The following is a 22346-nucleotide window of genomic DNA, read 5'->3' on the forward strand; positions in this document are numbered from 1 at the left end:
GTTCGACTCGGCCGCCGAGGACGCCACCCCGCAGCCCCTGGCGGTGCGCATGCGCCCGCGCACCCTCGACGAGGTGATCGGCCAGCGCCACCTGCTCGGCCCCGGCACCCCGCTGCGTCGCCTGGTCGAGAGCGAGGCTCCCATGTCGCTGTTCCTGTGGGGGCCGCCCGGCACCGGCAAGACCACGCTCGCCTACGTCGTCTCCAACGTCACCCAGCGCCGCTTCGTGGAGATCTCCGCCGTCTCCGCCGGGGTCAAGGACGTCCGCGCGGCCATCGACAACGCCCGCCGCGAGCTGGGCATGACCGGCCGCCAGACCGTGCTGTTCGTGGACGAGGTCCACCGCTTCAACAAGGCCCAGCAGGACGCCCTGCTGCCCGCCGTGGAGAACCGCTGGGTCACCTTCATCGGCGCCACCACCGAGAACCCGTACTTCTCCGTCATCTCGCCGCTGCTGTCGCGCTCGCTCCTGCTCACCCTGGAGTCGCTGTCCGACGACGACATCCGCGCCGTCCTGGAGCGGGCGGTGGCCGAGCCACGCGGGCTCGGCGGGGGCCACCGGCTCGCCCCCGAGGCGCTGGAGCACCTCGTACGGCTCGCGGGCGGCGACGCCAGGCGGTCGCTCACCTACCTGGAGGCCGCGGCGCTGCTGGCCGAGGACATCACCGTCGAGGTCGTCGAGAAGGCCGTCGACAAGGCCGCGGTGCGCTACGACCGGCAGGGCGACCAGCACTACGACGTGATCAGCGCCTTCATCAAGTCGATGCGCGGCTCCGACGCCGACGCCGCGCTCCACTACCTCGCCCGGATGATCGAGGCCGGCGAGGACCCCCGCTTCATCGCCCGCCGAATCGTCATCTTCGCCAGCGAGGACGTCGGCATGGCCGACCCCACCTGCCTGCAGACCGCCGTCGCCACCGCGCAGGCCGTCCAGCTCATCGGCCTGCCCGAGGGGCAGATCAACCTGGCGCACGCGGTCATCCACTGCGCGCTGGCCCCCAAGTCCAACGCGGTCGTCAAGGCCATCGGCGCCGCGATCGGCGACGTGCGCAAGGGGCTGATCGGCCAGGTGCCCGGCCACCTGCGCGACGCCCACTACGGCGGAGCGGCCAAGCTCGGCCACGGCGACGGCTACAAATACCCGCACGACTTCGACCACGGGCTCGTCCGCCAGGACTACGCGCCCGAGCAGGTGCGCGAGCGCCGCTACTACGAGCCCACCCGGCACGGCGCCGAGGCTCCGGTGGCCGAGCGCTGGGCCAAGATCCGCGAGTTCCTGCGCGGTGGCCCCCTGGCGCCTCGTGGTCCTCACTAACGTTGTCAGCCGGACGCGATAGGGTCGTGCCGTTCCTGCCCAGCACACAAGGGAGATGAGCGGATGCTAACCGCCGGAGAGGTCGCCGGTCTGATCGCCGCCACCGGCTGGGTGGTCCTGGTCTGCGTGCTCGCCATGGTGCTCGTCAAGCTCGCCCGCCTGCTCAAGGAGACCACCAAGGCGGTCACCGAGCTCAACAACCGCCTCACGCCGCTGCTCGACGACGTCAGCCTCACCGTCAACGAGACCAACAGGCAGCTCATGGCCGTCGAGGCCATCGCCAAGGACGTCAAGCAGGTCAGCGGCCACGCCGCCCGGCTGAGCGCGGTCACCGACACCATGTTCACCGGCCCGCTGATCAAGGTGTCCTCGCTGGGCTACGGCGTGCGCCGGGCCATCGAGGCCCGCCGGCCGGTCCGGCGCGGCGGCGGGCGGCCGAGGCGGGTCCAATGATCCGCAGGCTGTTCTACCTGTCGCTCGGCGCGTTCCTCGCCTTCTGGGTGATGCGCCGGCTGCAGGCGCTGCACCCCGACCACGTCGCCCGCCGCACGGCGGCCGGGGCGGCGGGCATGCTCCAGCGGGTGAGAGACTTTACCTCGGACGCGCTCGACGAGGCCGCGGCGCGCGAAACCGAGTTGCGGGCACGCCTTGGGCTCGACCAGGCTGAAGACACCACCCGCTGACACATTCGTTCGACACGACACGACGACTAACGCAAAGGATGGCCACCATGGAGTCGGCAGAGATCGCGCGCCGCTTCCTGCGCTTCTTCGAGGAGCGTGGGCACAAGATAGTGCCCTCGGCCAGCCTGATCGCTGAGGACCCCACGCTTCTCCTGGTTCCGGCCGGTATGGCGCCGTTCAAGCCGTACTTCCTGGGGCAGCGCAAGCCTCCGGCGTCCCGGCTGGCCACCGCCCAGAAGTGCGTCCGCACGCCCGACATCGAAGAGGTCGGCAAGACCACCCGGCACGCGACGTTCTTCCAGATGCTCGGCAACTTCTCCTTCGGCGACTACTTCAAGGCCGAGGTGATCCCGTTCGCCTGGGAGCTGCTGACCCGCTCCGAGTCCGACGGCGGCTTCGGCTTCCCCGAGGACAAGCTGTGGGCGACGGTCTACCTCGAGGACGACGAGGCCTACGACATCTGGCGCAACAAGGTCGGCCTGCCCGAGCACCGCATCCAGCGCCGCGGCCTGGAGGACAACTACTGGCACATGGGCGTGCCCGGTCCCGGCGGCCCCTGCTCGGAGATCTACTACGACCGCGGCCCCGAATACGGCAAGGAGGGCGGCCCCGTCGCCGACGAGGACCGCTACCTCGAGGTCTGGAACCTCGTCTTCATGCAATACCAGCTCAGCGCGGTCCGCACCAAGGTCGACTTCGACATAGCGGGCGAGCTGCCGACCAAGAACATCGACACCGGCATGGGCCTGGAGCGCATGGCGGCGATCCTGCAGGGCGTCGACAACATCTACGAGATCGACACCACCTACAAGATCCTCGACAAGGCGGCCGAGCTCACCAAGACCCGCTACGGCCGCGACCGCCGCTCCGACGTGAGCCTGCGGGTGGTCGCCGACCACGTGCGCACCGGCACCATGCTGGTCGCCGACGGCGTCCTGCCCGGCAACGAGGGCCGCGGCTACGTCCTGCGCCGCATCCTGCGCCGCTCCGTGCGCAACCTGCGGCTGCTCGGCTCCGGCGACGAGCGCTACATGCACGAGCTCACCGACGTCGCGATCAACGTCATGGGCGAGCAGTACCCCGAGCTCAAGGTCGACGCGCCGCAGATCCACGCGGTCATCGACGCCGAGGAGGCGAGCTTCCTCGGCACGCTGCGCACCGGCACCGCCATCTTCGACGTGGCCGTCGAGGAGACCAAGCGCAAGTCCGGCAGCACGCTGTCCGGCCACCAGGCGTTCCAGCTCCACGACACCTACGGCTTCCCGATCGACCTCACCCTGGAGATGGCGGCCGAGCAAGGGCTCAAGGTCGACGAGGAGGGCTTCCGCCGGCTCATGAAGGAGCAGCGGCAGCGGGCCAAGGCCGACGCCGCGGCGAAGAAGACCGGCAACGCCGACATCTCGGTGTTCGGCCAGATGCTGGAGGCGGCGGGCAAGGTCGAGTTCCTCGGCTACGACCACACCGAGGCCGACACCAGCGTCGTCGGCATCCTGGTTGACGGCGCGTCCGTCCCGGCGGCGGGCGCGGGCAGCACGGTCGAGGTCGTGCTCGCGCGCACCCCGTTCTACGCCGAGGGCGGCGGCCAGCTCGCCGACCAGGGCGTCATCCGCACCGGCGGCGCCGAGGTCGAGATCACCGACGTGCAGCAGCCGCTCTCCGGGCTCATCGTCCACCGCGGCAAGATCCGCAGCGGCGAGCTCAAGGTCGGCGACGAGGCGCAGGCGGAGATCGACCTCGAACGCCGCCGCGCGATCTCGCGCAGCCACAGCGCCACCCACCTCGTCCACCGCGGCTTCAAGAACGCGCTCGGCGAGACGGCGGCGCAGGCGGGCTCCGAGAACTCTCCCGGCCGCTTCCGCTTCGACTTCACCGCGGCCGGCGCGGTGCCGGCGAGCGTCCTGCGCGACGTCGAGGACGAAGTCAACGCGGTGCTCATCAACGACCTCAGGGTCAACGCCTTCTACACCTCCCAGACGGAGGCGCGGGCGATGGGCGCGCTCGCCATGTTCGGCGAGAAGTACGGCGACGAGGTCCGCGTGGTCGAGATCGGCGACTACTCGCGCGAGCTGTGCGGCGGCACCCACGTCCACAGCTCCGGGCAGCTCGGCCTGGTCAAGGTGCTCGGCGAGCAGTCGGTCGGCGCGGGCGTGCGACGGGTCGAGGCGCTGGTCGGCATCGACGCCTTCCGGTTCCTGGCCCGCGAGAGCGTGCTGGTCCACCAGCTCAGCGAGCAGCTCAAGGCGCGCCGCGAGGAGCTGCCCGAGCGCATCGACGGCATCGTCACCCGGCTGCGCACGGCCGAGAAGGAGCTGGAGAGGCTGCGCTCGGCGCAGGTGCTCGCGGCGGCGGGCGAGCTGGTGGCGCAGGCCCGTGACCAGCGCGGTGTCTCCGTCGTGACACACCGCGCGCCTGATGGCACCGGCTCCGATGATCTGCGTAAGCTCGCGCTTGATGTGCGTGGCAGGTTCCCGTCCGACAGACCGGCGATCGTCGTGATCGCCGGTGTCCCCTCCGACCGGCCTGTGGTGGTTGCCGCGGTCAACGAGGCGGGGCGCGAGCGGGGGCTCAAGGCCGGGCAGCTGGTCGGCGTCGCCGCCAAGGCGCTTGGGGGTGGCGGTGGCGGCAAGGACGATGTCGCGCAGGGCGGTGGCACGCGACCGGAGGCGATCGGCGAGGCGTTGCGCCTGGTCGATGAGGCCATCGCGGGTCAGCTCGGCTGACGCTGACATGAGGTTCGGTTCACGGATCGGCGTGGACGTCGGCTCCGTGCGGGTTGGCGTGGCCCGCAGCGACCCCTCGGGGATGCTGGCCACGCCGGTCGAGACCGTCCGGCGCGGCAAGGGCGACCTCGACCGCATCGCGGCGATCGTCGCCGAGCACGAGGCGATCGAGGTCGTCGTCGGCCTGCCCCGGTCGCTGTCCGGGCGCGAGGGGCAGGCGGCGGAGCTGGCGCGCGCCTACGCCGAGCGGCTCGCCGCCCGGCTCGCGCCGACGCCCGTCCGGCTGTTCGACGAGCGGCTGACCACGGTCGCCGCCCAGCACAGCCTGCGGGCCAGCGGCGTCAAGGCCAAGAAGCAGCGGGGCGTCGTCGACCAGGCGGCGGCCGTCGTGCTGCTGCAGGACGCGCTCGACTCCGAACGCGCCACCGACAGACCACCAGGCAGGCCCGTCGAACCGCCCCAGGCGGCCGACGGACCTGCCCAATGAGCCGGCGGTACACGGGGCGGGGGAGCGCGGCGGGCACCGGGGCGGTGACGCCGTGAACGAGATACCTGACGGCCGCCTGCCCGAGGAGCAGGACGACAGCGGTGACCTCATCCCGTTCAGCCCCGAGGACGAGGACCTTGACCAGGGGGATGGCGGTCCAGGACCGGCCACCGACGCCGCGACGGACCCTGCACCCCTGGAAACGGCTCCAGCTCACGAGCCGGTCCATGAGCCGACCTCCGAGTCCGTCCAGGAGCCGACCTCCGAGTCCGTCCAGGAGCGGGCTTCCGAGCCCGTCCAAGAGCGGGCCTCCGAGTCGGCCTCCGAGCCCGCCTACCAGCGGGCCTCCGAGCCGGTCCACGAGTCGGCCTCCGAGCCGGACGACGACGGAGTGGCCGGGGTGGCCGGTGACGGGTCGGCCGATGACGGGCCGGTCGGGGCGGCTTCGGCTGCTCGGCGCGGCGACATGACGGGCCCTGCTCCTGCGACGGGAGATGCCGTCGGCACACGCGGGAGCCGGGGCGATGCCACGGCGCCCGCCGGCCCGGGCGAGGGCCCAGCCTCCGGGGGAGAGAGCTCCCACAGCCGCGGCGACGGCTCCGCCTCCGGGGGAGAGACCTCCCACGGCGTGGGGGAGGACTCCGTTTCCGGCGGAGAGAGCTCCCACGGTCTGGGTGAGGGCTCCGGCTCCGCGGGAGAGACCTCTCATGACCTGGGCGGCGGCGCCGGTGCCGGCGATGGACCGGTGCCTGCGGGCGCGGGTGAGGGGTCGGAATCAGCCGGGGTGAGCGAGGGTCACGCAGCTGAGGGCCAGGCCGCGGGCATCGGGACCGCCGGACGTGAGAGTGAGCGGGCTGTGCCCGGCGACCAGGGTGGCCGGGCGGCGGCGGGAGCCGGGAAGGGCGGGCGGCCTTCCGGGCGGCGGAAGGCCGCGCGGAAGGCGGGGCTGGTGGCCGCCGGGCTGGCGGTGGCGTTGATCGGGGCCGGCGTCGGCGTCATCGTGCTGGTCAAGCCGTATCTCAGCCCCGCCGACTTCGAGGGCAGGGGCGAGGGCACGGTGACGGTCCGCATCCCGCCCGGCGCCAGCGCCCAGGCGATCGGCACGGCGCTGGCCGATGCCGGGGTGGTGGCGAGCGCGCAGGCGTTCGTCCGCGCGAGCGAGGACCGGGCGGTGACCGGACGGCTGCGTCCCGGGACGTACCGCCTGCGCAAGGGCATGGCCTCGACGGCGGCGCTGGACCTGCTGCTCGACGCCGCCTCCCGCGTCGTCAAGCGGGTTACCGTGCCGGAGGGCATGCGGGTGAGCGAGGTGCTGGCCCGCCTGGCCAAGCAGACGGGCCTGTCGCTCAAGGAGTTCCTGGCGGTGGACAAGGGGCTGGTCGGCCTGCCGTCGTACGCGCCCGGCCTGGAGGGTTTCCTGTTCCCGGCCACGTACGAGATCGAGCCCGGCGACACTCCCGTGGACGTGCTGGCGGCGATGGTGGAGCGGTTCGGCGCGGAGGCGCGCCGGCTGCGCCTGGCCGAGCAGGCCGCCCGCGTGCATCTGACGCCGCTGGAGGCGGTCACGGTGGCCAGCATGATCCAGGCTGAGGGCGGCACCGACGCCGACTATCCCAAGATCGCCAGAGTCATCTACAACCGGCTCGAGCGGGGCACCCCGCTGGAGATCGACAGCACCGTCCTGTACGCGCAGAAGCGACGGACGCTGAGAGTGACCGAGAAGGACACCAAGGTCGACTCTCCGTACAACACCTACCGTCGCAAGGGGCTGCCTCCTGGGCCCATCGCCAATCCCGGCGCTAAGGCCCTGGTGGCGGCTCTGAACCCGGCGGACGGCGATTGGCACTGGTTTGTGACGACGGATCCGGCGCATAGAATCACCAAATTCACCAACAAAGAGAGCGAGTTCGTGAGATACCGGGAAGAGTTGAACAAGAACCTCGGGACGAGCTGATGTTCGACGTGACTTCCTGCGCTCCCGCGCAAATGTCGCAGAATGGGGCGCGTGTCCTCTTTCCGTCCCCTAGCATGGCTACCCAGAGTGATCTCCGCTGGTCGTGGGAACATGATCGGCGGTCCCCCCAGTTCCGCTCGGTGAGCTGTGCCGGTTGGGCACTTCCGCTTGACGCCCTGCCGGCCGTACCGGGAGATTGGCCTGCGAACCTATGAGCGATCTCGATCTGAACACGCTGCTCGGCGCCGAGGACGACGAAGGTCAGTCCCGACGGCGCGCCCGGGGCGGCCGCGGCAACCGTAGGCGCCGCCGCCGCCGTAACCGGGGTGGATTCATCGCGCCGCTGCTCGCCTTCGTCGTGCTGGCCGGCATCATCGGCGGCGGCGGATACTACGGCTACCTCTGGCTCAGCGACGCTCTCGTGCCCGACGACTACACCGGTCAGGGCACCGGAGAGGTCGTCATCCAGATCCAGGACGGCCAGAGCGCGTCGGAGGTGGCGCAGGAGCTGGAGCGGCAGGGGGTCGTCGCCAGCGCCAGGGCGTTCACCAATGCGATCGGCAACGCCAACAAGAGCGGCTCGCTGCAGCCGGGCACCTACAAGATGCGCAAGAAGATGTCGGCCGCCGCCGCCGTCGACGCGCTCACACCCTCCAACAAGCTGCTGGTCAGGGTGCCGCTCAAGGAGGGCCTGCGGCTGTCGGACACGCTGGCCAAGCTGGCCGAGGAGACCGGCAAGCCGGTCAAGGAGTTCCAGGCCGCGGTCAAGGAGGCCGGCGACCTGGATCTGCCGCCGTACGCGAGGGGCAAGCTGGAGGGCTACGCCTTCCCCGCCACCTACGAGTTCCAGCCCACGGCCACGCCGAAGCAGATGCTCGCGCAGATGGTCAAGCGGTTCAACCAGACCGCCGAGCGCATCGACCTGGAAGGCGGCGCCAAGGCCCTCGGCCGCAAGCCGCATGAGATCATGGTCATCGCCAGCATCATCCAGGCCGAGGCCGGCCGCGCCGAGGACATGCCGAAGATCGCCCGCGTCATCTACAACCGCCTCGGGCAGAACCCGCCGATGAAGCTGTCGATGGACAGCACGGTGATGTACGCGCTCGGCAAGTACCGCACCTACGCGACCCACGCGGAGCTGGAGACCAACTCCCCGTACAACACCTACAAGCACCTGGGGCTGCCGCCGGGCCCGATCTCCAACCCCGGCGACCACGCCATCGAGGCCGCGCTCAACCCGGCCAAGGGCTCGTGGCTGTTCTTCGTGGCCACCGACCCCAAGAGCTCGGTCACCAAGTTCGCCACCACCGAGGCCGAGCGGCAGGCGCTGCTCGCCGAGTGCACCGCCAACGGCGGCTGCGGCGGCTGACCGTCCCTCCCGCCCGCCGACCCCGCCCACCTGCGACGACGAACCGCAGGTGGGCGGCGTCGTACGAGGGGCCGCGCGGCCCGCGATAGGGTCGTGCTGTTCGTAGGGGAAGGAGCCGCGGATGCGCGCCGCCGTCATGGGGTCGCCCATCGCCCATTCGCTCTCGCCGTTCCTGCACCGCGCCGCCTACCGCGAGATGGGGCTGGCCGGCTGGAGCTATGAGGCGTTCGAGTGCGACGAGGCCCGCCTGCCGGGGCTGCTGGGCGAGCTGACCCCGGTGCGCGGGCAGGGCCGCGCCGGCGAGGACGCCTGGGCCGGGCTGTCGCTCACGATGCCGCTCAAGCGGGCCGTGCTGCCGCTGCTCGACACCGTCTCCGAGCTGGCCGTCGAGGTCGGCGGGGCCAACACGGTGGTGTTCCGTGAGGGGCGCCGCCACGGCGACAACACCGACGTGTACGGCATCGTGCGGGCGCTGGCCGAGGCCGGCGTGCGCGCTCCGCGCTCGGCCGTCGTGCTGGGCGGCGGCGCGACGGCGGCCTCCACGCTCGCGGCGCTGCGCGAGCTCGGCCTGCACGCCGCCACCCTCCTGGTCCGCGAGCCGGCCCGCGCCGGTGGGACCGCCGAGGTGGCCGAGCGGCTGGGCATGGCGCTGGCCGTGGAGACGCTCGACAAGCTCGACGTGTTCACCGGGGCCGACCTGGTCGTCTCCACGCTGCCGGGCGGCGCGGCCGACCCCTTCGCCGACCGGCTGGCCCGGGTGCCCGCGCTGTTCGACGTGGTCTACTCGCCCTGGCCGACCAGGGCGGCGGCGGCCGTCGCGGCGGCGGGCGGCACGGTCGTGGGCGGCTTCGCGATGCTGCTGCACCAGGCGGTGCGGCAGGTGGAGCTGATGACCGGGCGTACGGACGTGCCGGTGGAAGCCATGCGCGCGGCCGGCGAGGCCGAGATCCGCAGACGCGCCACGGCCCCGGCCTGACGGTCCAACGGCCCAGCCAACGGCCCAGCCAACGGCCCGGCCTGGGGGCCAAAGCCCTTCGGCCCCAGGCCGCCGGAGGCCCCGGCCTGACGGCCGGGAAATTCGTGATCGGCGGGAAGATTCGAGCGGCCCTGGCTGTTGTGGTAATGTAGCTCTCTGATCGGTCCGGCATGTTTGCTGGACGCGCAAGCGGAGGTCTCCCTCCCACCTGAGTCACCGAAAGGTGGCCGGGTCCAGGATCACGCCGGACTACTCCGGGGAGCTCGAGGCCACGAAGCCGAAGAGCTCAGTGGCCCCGCATGCGCGACGTGCGGGGCTTTTCGCGTTAGGGGTAATGCGAAGGGCCTTGGGCACGACGAGCACGTAGGGATCGCAAACCTAGGAGGCCCCATCAGCACTGAGCCCCGCATCAACGAGCGTATCCGAGTTCCCGAGGTTCGCCTCGTGGGCCCGAACGGCGAGCAGGTTGGCATCGTCTCGATTCACGACGCCCTGAAGCTCGCCCAGGAAGCCGACCTTGACCTCGTCGAGGTCGCGGCCACGGCTCGACCGCCCGTGTGCAAGCTCATGGACTACGGCAAGTTCAAGTACGAGTCCGCGATGAAGGCGCGCGAGGCGCGCAAGAATCAGGCGCACACGATCATCAAGGAGATCAAGCTCCGGCCGAAGATCGACCCGCACGACTACGAGACCAAGAAGGGTCACGTGGTGCGGTTCCTCAAGGCGGGGGACAAGGTCAAAGTCACGATCATGTTCCGCGGACGCGAGCAGTCCCGGCCGGAGCTCGGTTTCCGGCTGCTGCAGCGGCTGGCGGACGACGTCCAGGAGCTCGGCTTCGTGGAGTCCCACGCCAAGCAGGACGGCCGTAACATGATCATGGTGATCGGTCCGCACAAGAAGAAGGCCGAGGCCAAGGCCGAGAAGGCGGCGGCCAAGGCACAGCGTGGCGGCGAGGACGATTCCCCACAGGAAGCGTGACCTCCGGTAGGGGTTAGCCTTACAGGGCGCCCCGAGCCAGCCGCCGGCAGACGAAAGACGCCGCGACCGGGTCGGCCGACCACCGGCCCGGCTACCGGCACGACCGAAACGAGGAGAGACGGCGACATGCCGAAGATGAAGACGCACAGTGGTGCGAAGAAGCGGTTCCGGTTGACCGGTTCCGGCAAGATCAAGCGTCGCCGTGCCAACCGCGCGCACTACAACGAGTGGAAGTCGTCCACGCTGACGCGCCGTCTCAAGAACGAGGTCGTCCTTTCCGACGCCGACACCAAGAAGATCAAGAAGCTGCTCGCCAAGTAGCGCGATTCCCCGGGGAGATAGAACATGGCACGCGTGAAGCGGGCGCTCAACGCCAAGAAGAAGCGCAGGGTCGTCCTCGAGAGGGCCAGCGGCTACCGTGGCCAGCGGTCGAGGCTGTACCGCAAGGCCAAGGAGCAGATGCTCCACTCGATGACCTACGCCTACCGTGACCGCAAGGACCGCAAGGGCGCTTTCCGCCGCCTGTGGATCCAGCGGATCAACGCCGCGGCTAGGCAGAACGGCATGACGTACAACCGCCTGATCCAGGGCCTGCGCCTGGCCGGCATCGAGGTTGACCGTAAGATCCTCGCCGACCTGGCGGTGAACGACGGCCAGACTTTCGCCACGCTCGTCGAGGCCGCCAAGAAGGCGCTGCCGGCGAACGTGAACGCGCCGGCCGCGAGCTGAGCATTTTTTGACGAGGGCCCACCGTTGGCGGTGGGCCCTTTGCTGTACCCGCACGACCGCAGCAGTGAACGTGTACGACCCAGGGGGAGTCGCATGGCCGGGTCCGAGCTGACCAACGTGAAGTCGCCGCGGGTGAAGGCCGCGCGCAGGCTCACCAAGCGCGCCTTCCGTGATCAGGACCGCAAGTTCCTGGCCGAGGGCCCCCAGGCGGTGCGCGAGGCGCTGCGGCTGGCGGACGTCACCCTGGAGCTGTTCACCACGGCCGAGGCCGAGCTGCGCCACGCCGAGCTGATCACCGAGGCCACGCTTCAGGGCGTGCCGGTGCACCGGGCCAGCGGCGAGGTCATGGCCGAGCTCACCCAGACCGTCACCCCGCAGGGCCTGGTCGCGGTCTGCCGGCTCGTGCACGTGCCGCTGGAGCGGGCGCTGGAGGGCACGCCGCGGCTGGTCGCGCTGCTCGCCCACGTACGCGACCCGGGCAACGCCGGCACCGTCATGCGGGCGGCCGACGCCGCGGGGGCCGACGCGGTGGTGTTCACCGACGCCTCCGTGGACCCGTACAACGGCAAGTGCGTACGCGCCAGCGCTGGAAGTCTTTTTCATCTGCCCGTCGTCATCGGTGCACCGGTGAGTCCCTCCGTGCGTCAACTCAAGGAGCGAGGCTTGCGCGTACTGGCGGCCGACGGCGCGGGCAAGCACACGCTCGACGACGTCGATCTGTCGGGTCCCACCGCGTGGATCTTCGGGAACGAGGCTTGGGGACTGCCGGAGGAGATACGCGCCGAAGCGGATGATGTGGTCAGAGTGCCCATCTACGGACAGGCTGAAAGTCTCAACCTGGCCACCGCCGCGGCGGTATGCCTTTACTCCTCCGCCAGGGCTCAGCGAGTGCCCTAGGCGGCCGGAAACCCGCTATTGTCGGCGTTGTAGGCGGAGGAGGCGAGGTCGTGCACGGCGCAGAAACCGACGGGCAAGTAGTGGCCGCCGCGTGCACGATAGCCATCGACGACCTTCCTGACGGCCTCATCGTGGCCGACCGATATGGCAGGGTGCTGGCCGTCAACCGCGCCGCCGCGAGGCTCACCGGCGTCCGCATGGAGCGCGCGGTCGGCCGCCACATGAGCGACGTCTTCCCCTTCCGCGACCACGACGGCCGCGACTGGTGGAAGGCGCTCGACCCCGAGGGCGGGCTGCGCAGCCGCGTCCGGGTGCCGGAGCGGCCGCTGCACCTGCCCGGCGGGCAGGAGCTCTACGTCACCGCACGGCTGGTCCGCGAGCCGGAGCGCGGCGGCGAGGTCGAGCGCGTCGCGATCACCCTGCGCGACGGCGGCGCCCGTGCCCGGCTGGAGCGCAGCCGCGCCGACCTGGTCTCGACGGTCGCCCACGAGCTGCGCTCGCCGCTGACCAGCGTCAAGGGCTTCACCGCGACCCTGCTCACCAAGTGGAGCCGCTTCACCGAAGAGCAGAAGCTCGTCATGCTGGAGACGGTCAACAACGACGCCGACCGCGTCACCCGGCTCATCACCGAGCTGCTCGACGTCTCCCGCATCGAGTCCGGGCGGCTGGAGGTGCGCCGCCAGGTCGTCGACCTGCCGGCCCGCGCCCGCCGGATCATCGCAGGGCGGGTCGCGGCGGGCGAGCCCGAGGACCGGTTCCGGCTCGTCGTCCACGACGAGCTGCCGGAGACGTGGCTCGACCAGGACAAAGTTGACCAGATTCTGAGTAACCTGGTGGAAAACGCGCTGCGCCATGGCCGCGGCACCGTGACAATGGAGATCGAGTCCGTCGGATGGGGAGTTGCCGTGTCGGTCCGCGATGAGGGCGAGGGCATCGAGCCCGAGCTGGCCCCGCGCGTCTTCCGGCAGTTCTGGCGCGGCGGCAACAGCCGCCGTCGCGGCGGCACCGGGCTCGGCCTGTTCATCGTGAAGGGCCTGGTCGAAGCGCACGGCGGCACGATCACCGTGCAGCGGGCGCCCGAGGGCGGGGCGGAGTTCCGATTTACCGTGCCCACCGGCACCCCCGATTTCGCGACGTCCGCCTGACAGGCCCGGCAAGCGGGATTCGGGGCCGGTGGGCGGACCCCACTAGACTCTTTTCCGCTCAAGCCCTGGATACGGAGCTCACTCTTGTCTGACTACGACCCCGTCGAGGTGACACCGTTGCATGCCGACGAGGTGTCGCGCATGGAGGCCGACGCCATCGCGGCGATCAAGGCGGCCGACAGCCTCGACGCACTCAAGCAGGCCAGGCTGGCGCATGCGGGCGACCGCTCGCCCATCGCCCTGGCCAACCGCGAGATCGGCGCGCTGCCGCCGGCCGCCCGCGCCGAGGCGGGCAAGCGCGTCGGCGGCGCGCGCAGGACGATCAACGAGGCGCTGGCCGCGCGCCAGGCCGAGCTGGAGGCCGAGCGCGACGCGCGGGTGCTCGTCGAGGAGACCGTCGACGTCACCCTGCCGTGGGACCGCCGGCCGCGCGGCGCCCGCCACCCGCTCACCACGCTGCAGGAGCGCATCGCCGACGCGTTCGTGGCCATGGGCTACGAGGTGGCCGAGGGGCCCGAGCTCGAAGGCGAGTGGTTCAACTTCGACGCGCTCAACATCGCCCAGGACCACCCGGCCCGCTCCGACCACGACACGTTCTTCGTCGGCTCGACCGGCTCCGGCATGGTGCTGCGCACGCAGACCTCGCCGGTGCAGATTCGCGCGCTGCTCCAGCGCGAGCTGCCGGTCTACGTCATCTCGCCGGGCAAGACCTTCCGCACCGACGAACTCGACGCCACCCACACCCCGGTCTTCCACCAGACCGAGGGCCTCGCCGTGGACGAGGGCCTGACCATGGCCCATCTCAAGGGCACGCTCGACCGGTTCGCCGAGGTCATGTTCGGCAAGGGCATCACCACCCGGTTCCGGCCCAACTACTTCCCGTTCACCGAGCCGTCCGCCGAGATGGACCTCAAGTGCTTCGTCTGCCGCGGCGCCTCGGCGGTCCCCGGCAACCCGCCCTGCCGCACCTGCAAGTCGGAGGGCTGGATCGAATGGGGCGGCTGCGGCATGGTCAACCCGCGGGTGCTGATCGCCTGCGGCGTCGACCCCTCGCGTTACTCCGGGTTCGCCTTCGGCATGGGCATCGAGCGGACCCTGATGTTCCGGCACAACGCCGAGGACATGCGTGACATGGTCGAAGGAGACGTGCGCTTCACGCTCCCGTTCGGAATGGAGATCTGATGAAGGTCCCGCTCTCCTGGCTGCGGGAGTATGTCGATCTCCCGGCGGTCACCGCTCACGAGGTGGCCGACAAGCTCACGGCGGCCGGGCTCAAGCTCGAGGCCATCACCTCCCACGGCCACGACGTCAAGAACGTCGTCGTCGGCGAGGTGCTGGAGATCGAGGAGCTTACCGGGTTCAAGAAGCCGATCAGGCACTGCCGGGTCGAAGTGGGGGAGGCGATGCCGCGCGAGATCGTCTGCGGCGCCACCAACTTCGCCGCCGGCGACCGTGTGCCCGTCGTCCTGCCCGGCGGCGTGCTGCCCGGCGGGTTCGAGGTCGGGGCGCGCAAGACGTACGGGCGCATGTCCGAGGGAATGATCTGCTCCGAGCGCGAGCTCGGGCTGAGCGACGAGCACGGCGGCATCATGGTGCTGCCGGCCGGCACGCCGGTCGGCGCCGACGTGGTCGAGCTGCTCGGCCTGCGCGACGACGTGATCGAGCTGGAGATCACCCCCGACATCGGCTACGCGCTGTCCATCCGCGGCGTGGCGCGCGAGGCGGCCACCGCGTTCGGGGTCGCCTTCCGCGACCCCGCCGACGTCGAGGTGCCCGCCACGGACGAGCCGTCGTGGCCTGCCTCTATCGGCGACCCGACCGCCTGCGACCGGTTCGTGCTGCGCGAGGTGACCGGCTTCGACCCGGCCGCCACGAGCCCGCTGTGGATGCGCACCCGCCTGTCGCGCGCCGGCATGCGTCCGGTGTCGCTGGCCGTCGACGTCACCAACTACCTGATGCTGGAGCTCGGGCAGCCGCTGCACGCCTTCGACCGGGCCAGGCTGCAGGGCGAGATCGTCGTACGCCGGGCCCTGCCGGGCGAGCGGCTGGAGACCCTCGACCACGTCGTACGCGAGCTCGACCCCGACGACATCCTCATCACCGACGAGTCCGGCCCCATCTCGATGGCGGGCACCATGGGCGGGCTGGAGACCGAGATCTCCGACGGCTCGACCGACATCGTCATCGAGGCCGCCCACTTCTCCGCCACCGGCATCTCCCGCGAGTCGCGGCGGCACGGGCTCGTGTCGGAGGCGTCCAAGCGGTTCGAGCGCGGCGTCGACAGGGAGCTGCCGCTGGTCGCGTCGTGGAAGGCCGTGCGCATGCTGGCCGAGCTGGGCGGCGCCCAGGCCGGGGCAGGCGTCACGCACGCCGAGGTCGAGGTCACGCCCGCGCGCATCGCGATCCCCGCGAGCTACCCGGGCCGGGTCGCCGGCGTCCCCTACTCCAAGGACACCGTCATCGCCCGGCTGCGGCAGGTCGGCTGCACCGTGACCGACGGCGACGACCCCGCCGTACGCAAGGGCGGCGTCGCCCCCACCGGCGTCGTGACCGGCGGCGCGCTGGCGGCCAAGCTGGCCGTCACCGGCGACGACATGATCACCGTCACCCCGCCGTCCTGGCGGCCCGACCTCACCGACCCCAACGACCTCGCCGAAGAGGTCATCCGGCTGGAGGGCTACGAGACCCTGCCGTCGGTGCTGCCCAGCGCCCCCGCCGGGGCCGGGCTCACCGAGGGGCAGCGGCTGCGCCGGCGGACCGGGCGGGCGCTGGCCGAGGGCGGCTACGTCGAGGTGCTGAGCTACCCGTTCATCAGCCCCGACGACTTCGACCGGCTGCTGCTGCCGGCCGAGGACGCCCGGCGCGCGGCCGTGCGGCTGGCCAACCCGCTGTCGGAGGACGAGCCGCTGATGCGCACCACGCTGCTGCCGGGGCTGCTGAAGACCCTGGTACGCAACGTCGGGCGCGGCTTCGCCGACGTGGCGCTGTTCGAGACGGGCCCGGTCTACCGGCCGCGGCCCAACGCGCCCGAGACCGCGCCGGTGCTCGGCGTCGAGCGGCGGCCCAGTCCGGAGGAGCTGGCCTCGATCGAGGCGGCGCTGCCCGACCAGCCCGTGCGGGTCGCGGTGGTGCTGGCCGGGGAGTTCGAGCGCTCCGGCTGGTGGGGCGAGGGACGCCAGGCGTCCTGGGCCGACGCCGTGCAGGCCGCGCGGCTGGTCGCCGAGGAGGCCCGGCTGGAGCTGTCCATCAGCGCCGACCAGCACGAGCCGTGGCACCCCGGCCGGTGCGCCGCGCTCTACGTGGGCGACACGCTGGTGGGGCACGCCGGTGAGCTGCATCCGCGGGTCATCGAGGCGTACGGGCTGCCGCCGCGCACCGCGGCCATGGAGCTGGAGCTGACGCGGCTGGAGCAGGCCATGCCGGGGCCGGTGCAGACGCCCGCGGTGTCGGCCTACCCGGTGGCCACGCAGGACGTCGCGCTGATCGTGCCCGACTTCACGCCGGTGGCCGACGTCGAGGCGGCGCTGCGCGACGGAGCCGGGGAGCTGCTGGAGTCGATCCGGCTGTTCGACGTCTACGCCGGGGAGCAGGTGGGCGAGGGCAACAAGTCGCTCGCGTACACGATGCGCTTCCGGGCGCCGGACCGTACGCTGACGGTCGAGGAGACGACGGCGGCCCGGGACGCCGCGGTGGCGCTGGCCGCCGACCGCGTCGGCGCCCAGCTGCGCAGCTCCTGACCCTGCCCGATGTGAAGGGCCGGTCCGGCGGAAGCCGGGGCCGGCCCTTTCACATGCGCTCGACCTCGCCGAGATCGACGTCGAGGTCGAAGGGGACGGTGAGCTTCAGCCGGTCATGGTGCAGGCCGGTCAGGGCGTAGAGACCGGTCGCGGCTCGACGGCCTGCGAAGACCGGCCTGCGCATCGGTGGGATCTAGCGGGTGCGGCTCTTGTAGAGCATGGTCAGGTCGATGTCGATGTCGAAGGGCACGGAGACCTTCAGGCGGTCATGATGGGCTCCGCTGATCACGTAGGACTTCGTCACGGGGTCGAGTTCGTAGACGAAGACGGCGGGCCTGCCGTGGACCTCCTCGATCAGCCAGAAGTGCGGGATGCCGGCCTCCGCGTAAAGGACGGGCTTGCGTACGCGGTCACGTATCTCGGAGTCGGGTGAGACCACTTCGACGACGAGCACGACGTCGTCGGCCAGGTAGCAGGTGACCTCCCGGCCGATCACGGCTTTGGGGCCGAGGACGATGAGGTCAGGCTCGGGGCGCTGCCGTGGTGCCAGCTTGACGCTCATCTCCTGTCGCACCTCGTGCCCGGCGGGCAGAAAGTCCTCCAACTGCACGTGCAGCCGGAAGACGACCGACTGGTGGAAGTCTCGCTGCGCGCTCACGAAGACCAAGCTTCCATCGATCAACTCGGTGTGCGCAGGCAAATCCGGAATGTGATCGAGGTCTTCTGCCACAAAGCCCTGCGGTGGCGGAATGGCCCAGTCGGGGAGCGAAGGAGGAGGCGTCATCTCAACGGTCACCGCTTCCGCAGTCGCAGTCATGGAACTAACGCTATCAACCTATTCCGCTCACGCCATGTGAACGGTCGGATACGGTGGCGCGGCTGGGAGAATGGGCGCATGACGGTGTTGCTGGTGTTCGGTGAGCGGGAGGATGCCGAGAAGGTGGCCGAGACGCTGGGGGAGTGGTATCCCGCGCTCGGAATGCCGCGGGTGGTGCGTGAGACGCTGGCCGGCGAGGACGACGCCGAGGACGCCCAGTGGCTCGTGGTGGCGGAAGGGCTCGGGGAGGGGCTGGACGAGGCGGCGCTGGCCGGCCTGGACGAGCTGGCCGAGCGCTACGACGGGTGGCGCGAGACAAGCTGAGACGGCGACCGGCGCGCGGGCAAGGTCACGCGGGTGAGGTCAGACGGGCGGGGTTAGACGGGCGCGGGTCAGACGGGCGCGGGTCACCTGGGGTGGGTCAGGTGGGCTGGGTGGCGACCTGGCGGCGGGCCTTCTCGGCGAGGGCGTGCTCGTCGGTGCGGGCGTCGTAGCGGCGGAACGACGGCAGCGCGGCGCCCAGGGCGAGCACCGCGCCGACGCAGAGCAGGCCGCCCGCGCCCAGCGAGAAGCGGGCGCCACCGAGGTTGGCCATGAGGCTCGACCGGGCGTTGCCGAGCATCGGGCCGCTGGCGTAGGAGAGCAGCTCGATGCCGGCCAGCCGGCCGCGAAGCTCGCTCGGGATCGTCTGGTTCCACATGGTCGAACGGAAGATGCCGCTGACCATGTCGGCCGCGCCGGCGAGGGCCATGCAGACGACGACGAGCCAGATGTTCGGGGCCAGCGCGGCGAGCGCCACGGCCGCGCCCCACAGGGCCGCCGCGATGATGACGCCGAGGCCGTGGCGGTGCACGCGGGCCGCCCACGCGCCGGTGAGCGAGGCGATCAGCGCGCCGATCGCGCCCGCCGAGTACAGCAGCCCGAGCGCCTGTGGCGCGCGCAGCTGGTCGGCGAGGAACGGGAACAGCGCCGTGGACATGGCGAACACCATGGCCGCCATGTCCACCAGGTAGGTGCCCATGAGGTCGCGGCGTCCCACCGCGTAGCGCACGCCCTCGACCAGGGAGCGCAGCGACGCGGGCGCGGCGTCCTCGGCGGGCGGCAGCGACCGGATCCGCCACAGCAGCACCAGCGAGCCGAGGAACGTCAGCGCGTCCAGGCCGTAAGCCACCGCGACCCCGGCCGAGGTCACCAGCAGGCCGCCGAGCGCCGGGGCGACGATGGCGCCGAAGTTCCAGCGCAGGCTGGACAGCACCGCGGCCGCCGCCTGCTGCTCGTGCTTGACGACCTGCTGGAAGAACGCCTCCATGCTGGGCCGTTGGAGTGAGCCGATGCCGGTGGAGATCGCGCCCATCACGTAGAGGACCCAGATCTGGGGCGACGGCAGCATGGCGTTGACCATGAGCGCGAGCGAGGTGAACAGCAGGCCCAGCTCGCTCAGTACGATGATCTTCCGGCGGTCGAGGGCGTCGGCGATGGCGCCGCCCCAGAGCCCGCACACCACCATCGGCACGAACTCGGCCAGGCTGACCAGGCCGACCGCCAGGTAGGAGCCGGTGAGCTCCTTCATCTGGTAGGGCACCGCCACCACGGAGATGAAGGTGCCGAACATCGTGATGATCCCGGAGGCGAACATCAGCCGGTAGTCCCGGGAGTCGCGCAGGGGGCCCACATCGATGCGGAAGTGACGGAAGAAACGTCTGGCGAGGTCGAGCACGACTTCAGATTGTCCGGGGCCGGGGCGGACAACCGCAAATCGATTTCGGATCGCGAAACGCGACAGGGCCCCGGGGAGTCCCCGGGGCCCTGTCGATCTCCGGTCAGGCGGCCGGCACCCGGTCCAGGAAGCCCAGCACCCGGCGGATCCTGCCGTCCTCGGCCAGCTCCACCACGTCGAAGCCGACGGCCACCGGCTCCCCGTCCGCGGGGCCGAGGTGCCAGGTGAACCGGGCGATGTGGTGGTGGGCGTCGTACACCTCGCCCGGGGTGAACACCAGGCCGGGGAACATGCCCTGCGCGCCCTGGATCACGGCGGCGATGCCGTCGTGCCCGGCCACGTCGGCCAGCGGGTCGGTGTAGGTGGCGTCCTCGGTCCACAGTTCGGCCACGGCCTTGGCGCGGGCCTCGGCGTCGGTCTCGTTCCAGGCGGCGACGTAGCGCTCGACGAGGGTGTTGTCCATGATGATCGTCATCTCCTCAGGGGTTGTTCGTTCAGCTGACGCGGGCCTTGCGCAGGCCCATGATCTGCAGCTCGGCGAAGGCGGCCACGGTGACGGCCTGGGCGATCGCCCAGATCGCGCCGACGGTGGTGAAGTCCAGGGCGCCGGTCACCACGGCGGCGAGGCTGCCGAGGGTCCAGACGGCGTTCAGGGCGATCACGGTCCGCGGGCCGGCCTGTCCGAGGTCGCGGCGGGTGGCCAGCAGGCCGACCGCCACGCCGTAGACCAGGAGGAAGGCGCCGATCCCGCGCAGCAGGCCCGCGTCGGGGCCGAGCAGGTCGGCGACGGGGCCGGCGAAGGCCAGGTAGGCCAGGCCGTTGCCGCCGGTGACGACGGCGTCGGCGGCTAGGGCGAGGCGCAGGAATCTGGCCTTGTCGGCGGTGACGGTTACGGCGGTCATATCGGGCCCTCCTTCAGGTGGCTGTCCTTGCGACATCTCGAAGATGTCAGCCACGGGGTAGGGGGCGCGATTACGCGTCAGGTAAGCGGGGCTGCGGAAACAGGGGCTGAGCTGGGAAGGCGGACGGCGAAACTCGTCCGAGGAGGCGCGGTCGCTCCCCCCACGGAGCGACCGCGCCCGCGGTGATCAGGACTGGGGGGTGCCGAGGACCTCGCGGCGCAGGTGCGTCTTGAGGATCTTGCCGCCCGGGTTGCGCGGCAGCTCGCCCTCGCGGAACCACACGTGCACCGGGATCTTGAACTTGGCGAGCCGCCCGGCCAGGAACTCCCGCAGCTCCTCCACCGTGACCGAGGCGCCCGGCGCGAGCCGGACGACGGCGCCGACCTCCTCGCCCAGCTCGTCGTGCGGCACCCCGATCACAGCGGCGTCGTCCACCGCCGGGTGCTCGAACAGGGCCGCCTCGACCTCGGCGCAGTAGACGTTCTCGCCGCCGCGGATGACCATGTCCTTGGCGCGGTCCACGATGTAGACGAAGCCGTCCTCGTCGATCCTCGCGAGGTCACCGGTGTGCACCCAGCCGTCGACGAACGTCTCGGCCGTGGCCTCGGGCTTGTTCCAGTAGCCGAGGATGACGTTCGGGCCGCGGATGCACAGCTCGCCGACCTCGCCGGGGGCGAGCTGCTCGCCCATCGGGTCCACGACGCGCACGTCCACGACGGGGGAGGGCACGCCGATGCTGTCCGGCTTGGCGTGGTAGTCGGCGCCGCCGTTGCCGATCGCGAGGGCGCTGGTTTCGGTCATGCCGTAGCCGTTGGAGGGGGCGCGGTCGGGCAGGTTGGTGGTGATGCGCTCCAGCAGCTTGGGCGGGGCGGGGGCGCCGCCGTAGCCGAGCGTGGAGAGGGACGACAGGTCGTGCTTGCCGAAGTCGGGGTGCGACATGAGCTGCCAGGCGTTGGTCGGCACGCCGATCATGGCGCTGACCTTCTCCCGTTCGATGAGGCGCAGCGCCTGCCCGGCGTCCCACTTGTACATGAGCACCAGGCCGCCGCCGCTGAACATCGTGGTCGTCATGGCCGAGAAGCAGCCGGTGACGTGGAACAGCGGCACGGTCAGCAGCGTGATCCGGCGGGTGCCCGCCGCGGCGGCCGGGTCCTTGCCGGCCAGCGCCACCGAGCGCATGAGGCCGTAGGCGACGGTCATGGGGGACTGGCCGATGTTGCGGTGGCTGCCGAGCGCGCCCTTGGGGTTGCCGGTGGTGCCGGAGGTGTAGAAGATCGTGGCCGGGTCCTCGGGGGACAGCTCGACCTCGGGCAGCGTGACGTCGGCCGTGACCTCGCCCAGGACGTCGGCGAACGTCCGCGCCCCGCCGGTGGCCTCGCCCCTGGTGACGATCATCGGCACGCCGGTGGAGGCCAGCCGTTCGGCCCGCTCCCCGTCGGCGATGAGCACCTTCGCGCCGGAGTCGCGCACGCCGTAGGCCAGCTCGTTCTCGGTCCACCAGGCGTTGAGCGGCACGGCGACGGCTCCGGCGGCGAGCACGGCGGAGAAGGAGATCACCCATTCCGGGTAGTTGCGCATGGCCACGGCCACGCGGTCGCCCTTGCGCACGCCGTACTCGTCGATCAGGCGGTTGGCCAGCGTCGCGGCACGGCGGAAGTGGTCCTCGAACGTGATGTGCTCGTCCTCGTAGACGAGGAAGACCTTCTCGCCGTGGAACCTGCTCATCTCCAGCAGCGCCCGGAAATGGGCGGGTGCGTGCTTCCACGTTCGTACCCCGGTGTCGCCTATCTCCTCCATCTCGAAGAGCTGGCCGGGGCCGGTGAGCTGGGCCTGGACCTGGGCGTGCGTAAGGGTCATCTGCAGAACGCTCCCCGCTGTGGACGATTATTCTGGATAAATCACAGTACCGACCGGTCAGTA

At 71.1% G+C, this 22346-nt stretch carries 22 protein-coding genes; 16 read left to right on the forward strand and 6 right to left on the reverse strand.

All coding sequences use genetic code 11. The annotated features are described in order from the left end of the window. Positions 1 to 49: 49 nt before the first annotated feature. The 15 genes from BMW85_RS18860 to BMW85_RS18930 all read left to right on the forward strand — a co-directional run bounded on the left by BMW85_RS18860 (position 50) and on the right by BMW85_RS18930 (position 16990). Complete coding sequence (locus BMW85_RS18860; protein WP_483869907.1) at positions 50 to 1315, forward strand: replication-associated recombination protein A; 1266 nt, start codon at positions 50 to 52, stop codon at positions 1313 to 1315. Between the two features lie 63 nt (positions 1316 to 1378). Beyond that, positions 1379 to 1768: a DUF948 domain-containing protein gene (locus BMW85_RS18865; protein ID WP_091082765.1), complete on the forward strand. Its 390-nt coding sequence runs from the start codon at positions 1379 to 1381 to the stop codon at positions 1766 to 1768. Further along, on the forward strand, positions 1765 to 1998 hold the full coding sequence (locus BMW85_RS18870; protein WP_091082766.1) for a hypothetical protein: 234 nt from the start codon (positions 1765 to 1767) through the stop codon (positions 1996 to 1998). Before BMW85_RS18865 ends, BMW85_RS18870 begins: the two co-directional genes overlap by 4 nt. A gap of 47 nt (positions 1999 to 2045) precedes the next feature. Then, on the forward strand, positions 2046 to 4718 hold the full coding sequence (alaS, locus tag BMW85_RS18875) for an alanine--tRNA ligase (protein ID WP_091082768.1): 2673 nt from the start codon (positions 2046 to 2048) through the stop codon (positions 4716 to 4718). A gap of 7 nt (positions 4719 to 4725) precedes the next feature. Beyond that, positions 4726 to 5205, forward strand: coding sequence for a Holliday junction resolvase RuvX (ruvX, locus tag BMW85_RS18880; protein ID WP_020547122.1), 480 nt, complete (start codon positions 4726 to 4728; stop codon positions 5203 to 5205). Between the two features lie 52 nt (positions 5206 to 5257). After that, positions 5258 to 7159, forward strand: a complete 1902-nt coding sequence (mltG, locus tag BMW85_RS51165) for an endolytic transglycosylase MltG (RefSeq protein ID WP_245774903.1) — start codon at positions 5258 to 5260, stop codon at positions 7157 to 7159. 211 nt (positions 7160 to 7370) lie between these two features. Beyond that, positions 7371 to 8528, forward strand: coding sequence for an endolytic transglycosylase MltG (gene mltG / locus BMW85_RS18890; protein ID WP_091082771.1), 1158 nt, complete (start codon positions 7371 to 7373; stop codon positions 8526 to 8528). Positions 8529 to 8649: 121 nt separating this feature from the next. Next, the gene (locus BMW85_RS18895; protein WP_091082773.1) at positions 8650 to 9504 is read left to right on the forward strand and encodes a shikimate dehydrogenase; all 855 of its coding nucleotides are present in this window, start codon (positions 8650 to 8652) and stop codon (positions 9502 to 9504) included. 408 nt (positions 9505 to 9912) lie between these two features. Beyond that, positions 9913 to 10482, forward strand: a complete 570-nt coding sequence (infC, locus tag BMW85_RS18900; RefSeq protein ID WP_281249589.1) for a translation initiation factor IF-3 — start codon at positions 9913 to 9915, stop codon at positions 10480 to 10482. 126 nt (positions 10483 to 10608) lie between these two features. Then, the gene (gene rpmI, locus BMW85_RS18905; RefSeq protein ID WP_026215152.1) at positions 10609 to 10803 is read left to right on the forward strand and encodes a 50S ribosomal protein L35; all 195 of its coding nucleotides are present in this window, start codon (positions 10609 to 10611) and stop codon (positions 10801 to 10803) included. A gap of 24 nt (positions 10804 to 10827) precedes the next feature. Further along, positions 10828 to 11211 (forward strand): 50S ribosomal protein L20, encoded by a 384-nt coding sequence (rplT, locus tag BMW85_RS18910; protein WP_020547116.1) that lies wholly within the window; start codon positions 10828 to 10830, stop codon positions 11209 to 11211. A gap of 93 nt (positions 11212 to 11304) precedes the next feature. Then, on the forward strand, positions 11305 to 12108 hold the full coding sequence (locus BMW85_RS18915; protein ID WP_091082775.1) for a TrmH family RNA methyltransferase: 804 nt from the start codon (positions 11305 to 11307) through the stop codon (positions 12106 to 12108). Positions 12109 to 12158: 50 nt separating this feature from the next. Continuing rightward, positions 12159 to 13253 (forward strand): sensor histidine kinase, encoded by a 1095-nt coding sequence (locus tag BMW85_RS18920; RefSeq protein WP_091082777.1) that lies wholly within the window; start codon positions 12159 to 12161, stop codon positions 13251 to 13253. 141 nt (positions 13254 to 13394) lie between these two features. Beyond that, a complete protein-coding gene (gene pheS / locus BMW85_RS18925) occupies positions 13395 to 14435 on the forward strand; it encodes a phenylalanine--tRNA ligase subunit alpha (RefSeq protein WP_245774919.1) in 1041 nt (346 codons plus the stop codon). Then, the gene (locus BMW85_RS18930) at positions 14435 to 16990 is read left to right on the forward strand and encodes a phenylalanine--tRNA ligase subunit beta (protein WP_091082781.1); all 2556 of its coding nucleotides are present in this window, start codon (positions 14435 to 14437) and stop codon (positions 16988 to 16990) included. The genes pheS and BMW85_RS18930 overlap by 1 nt, the downstream gene beginning before the upstream one ends. A 49-nt stretch (positions 16991 to 17039) precedes the next feature. Here BMW85_RS18930 and BMW85_RS51955 read toward each other — a convergent pair whose 3' ends face one another. Together BMW85_RS51955 and BMW85_RS18935 are read right to left on the reverse strand one after the other, a co-directional pair. Beyond that, positions 17040 to 17174, reverse strand: a complete 135-nt coding sequence (locus BMW85_RS51955) for a hypothetical protein (protein WP_281249590.1) — start codon at positions 17172 to 17174, stop codon at positions 17040 to 17042. A 9-nt stretch (positions 17175 to 17183) separates the two neighbouring features. After that, a complete protein-coding gene (locus tag BMW85_RS18935) occupies positions 17184 to 17807 on the reverse strand; it encodes a Uma2 family endonuclease (protein ID WP_342743422.1) in 624 nt (207 codons plus the stop codon). A 78-nt stretch (positions 17808 to 17885) separates the two neighbouring features. Here BMW85_RS18935 and BMW85_RS18940 point away from each other — a divergent pair, with 78 nt between their 5' ends. After that, positions 17886 to 18131 carry a hypothetical protein gene (locus tag BMW85_RS18940; protein WP_091082783.1) on the forward strand — a complete coding sequence of 82 codons (246 nt, stop codon included), beginning with the start codon at positions 17886 to 17888 and terminating at the stop codon, positions 18129 to 18131. 97 nt (positions 18132 to 18228) lie between these two features. Here BMW85_RS18940 and BMW85_RS18945 read toward each other — a convergent pair whose 3' ends face one another. The 4 genes from BMW85_RS18945 to BMW85_RS18960 all read right to left on the reverse strand — a co-directional run bounded on the left by BMW85_RS18945 (position 18229) and on the right by BMW85_RS18960 (position 22283). After that, positions 18229 to 19524, reverse strand: a complete 1296-nt coding sequence (locus BMW85_RS18945; protein ID WP_091082785.1) for an MFS transporter — start codon at positions 19522 to 19524, stop codon at positions 18229 to 18231. A gap of 103 nt (positions 19525 to 19627) precedes the next feature. Beyond that, positions 19628 to 19999: a nuclear transport factor 2 family protein gene (locus BMW85_RS18950; protein WP_091082787.1), complete on the reverse strand. Its 372-nt coding sequence runs from the start codon at positions 19997 to 19999 to the stop codon at positions 19628 to 19630. Positions 20000 to 20018: 19 nt separating this feature from the next. Next, entirely contained in the window at positions 20019 to 20426 is a 408-nt protein-coding gene (locus BMW85_RS18955; protein ID WP_091082789.1) for a hypothetical protein, read from the reverse strand. Between the two features lie 186 nt (positions 20427 to 20612). Then, a complete protein-coding gene (locus BMW85_RS18960) occupies positions 20613 to 22283 on the reverse strand; it encodes a class I adenylate-forming enzyme family protein (RefSeq protein WP_091082790.1) in 1671 nt (556 codons plus the stop codon). Between the last annotated feature and the right edge of the window lie 63 nt (positions 22284 to 22346).

This window comes from Nonomuraea wenchangensis (assembly GCF_900111685.1).
Classification (GTDB): Bacteria; Actinomycetota; Actinomycetes; order Streptosporangiales; family Streptosporangiaceae; genus Nonomuraea; species Nonomuraea wenchangensis.